The organism is Micromonospora sp. U56 (genome assembly GCF_018070095.1).
Taxonomy (GTDB): Bacteria; Actinomycetota; Actinomycetes; order Mycobacteriales; family Micromonosporaceae; genus Micromonospora; species Micromonospora purpureochromogenes.
This window is the reverse complement of record NZ_JAGPYL010000222.1, coordinates 1-3,707: the sequence shown is the minus strand read 5'-3', so window position 1 is coordinate 3,707 and position 3,707 is coordinate 1. Positions and strand designations below refer to the sequence as shown.

Below are 3,707 nucleotides of genomic sequence, written 5' to 3'. Positions count from 1 at the left end.
CCCCTGACCCGCTGACCCACGCCCGGGCCGCTCACCCGCGCTTGGGCCGCGCACCCGGCTGCTGCCGCGTGCGACGTGTCCCCACAGCGACCGGCGCGCGCGGGGCCGGGACGACGGAAGGGGCGCCCCGGAGATCCGGGACGCCCCTTCCGGGTGTCGGCTCAGGAGTTCGGCATGGCGATGCCGGCGGCGACCGCCACGATCTGCAGGATCCCCAGCGCCAGACCGATCCCGCCGCAGATCAGACCCGCGAGGGCCTGACCGCCGTTGTTGGCCAGCCCCTGGGCCGCCTTCTGCCGGCCCAGCCATCCGGTGATCACCGCGGCGATGCCCAGCGGGATGCCGAGGTAGCAGCAGACCATCGGGATGGAGACGATGCCCAGGATCATCGACACCAGGCCCAGCGTGTTCTGCTGACCCTGGGGCTGCGGGTAGCCCGCGTTCGGGTACGCCGGCATGCCGTAGGGCTGCTGGCCGTACGGATCCTGGTAGGGCTGCTGCCCGTACGGCTGGCCCGGCGCCCCGTAGGGCTGGCCCGAGGTGGGCTGGCCGTAGGGGTCACCGGAGACCGGCTGCCCGTACGGCTGGCCCGAGGTGGGCTGCTGGCCGTACGGGGCCTGCGGCGGCGGGGCGTACGGATCGTGCGGCTGCTGCCCGTACGGCGCCTGCGGGGGCTGAGCGTACGGGTCCTGCGGCTGCCCGTACGGCTGCCCGTAGGGCTGCCCGGAGGTGGGCTGGCCGTACGGGTCGTGCGGGGGCTGCTGGCCGTACGGGTCCTGACCGGGGGGTCCGGGCTGCATGGCGGATGCTCCTCAGTCGGTGATCGTCAGTAGCTGCTGGTGCTGGTGTCGGAGCCCATGATCCCGGCCAGACCACCGGCGAGGCAGCACAGCAGGACGATCACGAGCCAGACGACGCCGATGATGATGGCCCACTTCGACCACTTCTTCGACTCGTTCGCCGCCGCCTGGGCGCCCGCGTAGTCACCCTGCTGGAGCAGCGGGTTGACCTTGGAGGCGTTGATGATGGCCGGGATGGCCAGCGGCCAGAAGAAGAAGATGGCCACGATGGACATCGTCATGTTGTTGTTGATCGGCGGCTGCTGCGCGGGGTTGGGGTAACCGGGCTGCATGGTGCTCCTCGCTCCGTCGGCACTGTCCGTGCCTGATCATTTGAAGGGTGCGGCGGCGGGCCGGACGGCAGCCACCGAGCGACGGGCAGCGTATCGCGTACGTGCCACTCGCGTGATCACCCGAATCGCCGCTGCCCGATCGCTGGGAGTCCTGACCTGCCCGATAGGGTGGCCGCGTGACCGAGCCCGCGTCCGTCGCCCGCCTCGTCGTCCTCGTCTCCGGCTCCGGCAGCAACCTCCAGGCGCTGCTCGACGCCACCACCGACCCCGCGTACGGGGCCCGGGTGGTGGCCGTCGGCGCCGACCGCGACGGGATCGCCGGCCTGGACCGGGCCGCCGCCGCCGGGGTGCCGACCTTCGTCGACCGGGTCAAGGACCACCCGTCGCGGGAGGACTGGGACCTCGCGCTCACCGCGCACGTCGCCGAGCACCGACCCGACCTGGTGATCTCGGCCGGCTTCCTGAAGCTGGTCGGGCCGCACTTCCTGGCCGCCTTCGGTGACCGCTACCTGAACACGCACAACACCCTGCTGCCGGCGTTCCCCGGCATCCACGGCCCCCGGGACGCGCTCGCCTACGGCGTCAAGATCACCGGGGCCACGCTCTTCTTCGTCGACGCCGGGATGGACACCGGCCCGATCGTCGCGCAGGTCGCCGTGCCGGTACGCGACGACGACGACGCGGAGACGCTCACCGAGCGCATCAAGGAGGCCGAGCGGCGCCAGCTCGTCGAGCAGGTCGGCCGGCTGGTCCGCGAAGGTTGGACGATCACCGGAAGAAAGGTCACGGTCCCGTGAGTACCACTCAGGACGAGCGTCGCCCGATCAGGCGGGCACTGGTCAGCGTCTACGACAAGAGCGGCCTGGTCGAGCTGGCCCGGGCCCTGCACGACGCCGGGGTGGAGATCGTCTCGACCGGCAGCACCGCGTCCACCATCTCGGGCGCGGGGGTGCCGGTGACCCCGGTCGAGCAGGTGACCGGCTTCCCGGAGATCCTCGACGGCCGGGTGAAGACCCTGCACCCGAAGATCCACGGGGGTCTCCTGGCCGACCTCCGCAAGGACACCCACGCCGCCCAGCTCGACGAGCACGGCGTCGCCGGGATCGACCTGCTGGTCTCCAACCTCTACCCGTTCCAGGCCACGGTCGCCTCCGGCGCGAGCCAGGACGAGTGCGTGGAGCAGATCGACATCGGCGGGCCGGCGATGGTCCGGGCCGCCGCCAAGAACCACGCGTCGGTCGCGGTGGTTACCGACCCGGCGGCGTACCCGGCCCTGGTGGCCGCCCTCGCCGACGGCGGCTTCACGCTGGCGCAGCGTCGGGCGCTCGCCGCCCGCGCCTTCGCCGACATCGCCGAGTACGACGTCGCCGTGGCCGAGTGGTTCGCCACCACGCTGGCTCCGGCCGCCGACGGGTGGCCGCAGTTCGCCGGGCTGAGCCTGCGCCGCCGGACGGTGCTGCGCTACGGGGAGAACCCGCACCAGGCGGCGGCCGTCTACGCCGACCCGTCCAGCCCCGCCGGCCTGGCCCAGGCCGAGCAGCTGCACGGCAAGGAGATGTCCTACAACAACTACGTCGACGCCGACGCGGCCTGGCGGGCCGCGAACGACTTCACCGGCCAGCCGGCGGTGGCGATCATCAAGCACGCCAACCCGTGCGGCATCGCGGTCGGCGCGGACGTGGCCGAGGCGCACCGCCGGGCGCACGCCTGCGACCCGGTGTCGGCGTACGGCGGGGTGATCGCCGTCAACCGGCCGGTCAGCGTCGAGATGGCCCGGCAGGTGGCCGAGATCTTCACCGAGGTCGTGGTCGCCCCCGGGTACGACGAGGGCGCGGCGGAGATCCTGCAGGCCAAGAAGAACATCCGGCTGCTGCGCGCTCCGGCCTTCGACCCGCTGCCGGCGGAGTGGCGACAGGTCACCGGCGGTGTCCTGGTGCAGCTGCGGGACAAGGTCGACGCCGAGGGCGACGACCCGGCGAACTGGCGGCTGGCCACCGGCGACCCCGCCGACGAGGCCACCCTGCGGGATCTGGCCTTCGCCTGGCGGGCGGTCCGCGCGGTGAAGAGCAACGCGATCCTGCTGGCGAAGGACGGCGCCACCGTCGGGGTCGGCATGGGGCAGGTCAACCGGGTGGACTCGGCACGGTTGGCGGTCGACCGGGCCGGCGTCGAGCGGGCCCGCGGCGCGGTCTGCGCCTCGGACGCGTTCTTCCCGTTCGCCGACGGCCCGAAGATCCTCATCGAGGCGGGGGTACGCGCGATCGTGCAGCCCGGCGGCTCGATCCGCGACGAGGAGGTCATCGCCGCCTGCAAGGAGGCCGGCGTGACCATGTACCTCACCGGCACGCGGCACTTCTTCCACTGACCGACGACACCGCCGGTGCCACGCGCCCCCCGCCGGCCCGCCCCCCACTGACCTGTGGATCATGAAGTTGTTGCCCGGCACCGCGGGGCGGCGTCAAGTGGTGAGTGCAATCGTCAGGGCGCGATGAGTTGAGCCAGGCGCTGGGTTGGGGTTGCCCAGCTCAGCGTCTGGCGGGGGCGGGTGTTCAGTTCGTGGGCGACTTCGTCGAGG

General features: G+C 72.6%; 4 protein-coding genes. 2 read left to right on the top strand and 2 right to left on the bottom strand.

Annotation, left to right across the window (positions count from 1 at the left end; translation table 11 throughout):
* Window positions 1-161 precede the first annotated feature (161 nt).
* Window positions 162-800, bottom strand: coding sequence for a DUF4190 domain-containing protein (locus KBX37_RS33485; protein WP_210779827.1), 639 nt, complete (start codon window positions 798-800; stop codon window positions 162-164).
* A gap of 26 nt (window positions 801-826) precedes the next feature.
* The gene (locus tag KBX37_RS33480) at window positions 827-1,132 is read right to left on the bottom strand and encodes a CD225/dispanin family protein (protein WP_210779826.1); all 306 of its coding nucleotides are present in this window, start codon (window positions 1,130-1,132) and stop codon (window positions 827-829) included.
* 176 nt (window positions 1,133-1,308) lie between these two features.
* On the opposite strand from KBX37_RS33480, the gene purN reads away from it, so the two are divergent.
* Complete coding sequence (gene purN / locus KBX37_RS33475) at window positions 1,309-1,929, top strand: phosphoribosylglycinamide formyltransferase (RefSeq protein ID WP_210779825.1); 621 nt, start codon at window positions 1,309-1,311, stop codon at window positions 1,927-1,929.
* Window positions 1,926-3,497 (top strand): bifunctional phosphoribosylaminoimidazolecarboxamide formyltransferase/IMP cyclohydrolase, encoded by a 1,572-nt coding sequence (gene purH, locus KBX37_RS33470; protein ID WP_210779824.1) that lies wholly within the window; start codon window positions 1,926-1,928, stop codon window positions 3,495-3,497. Before purN ends, purH begins: the two co-directional genes overlap by 4 nt.
* Window positions 3,498-3,707: the final 210 nt, after the last annotated feature.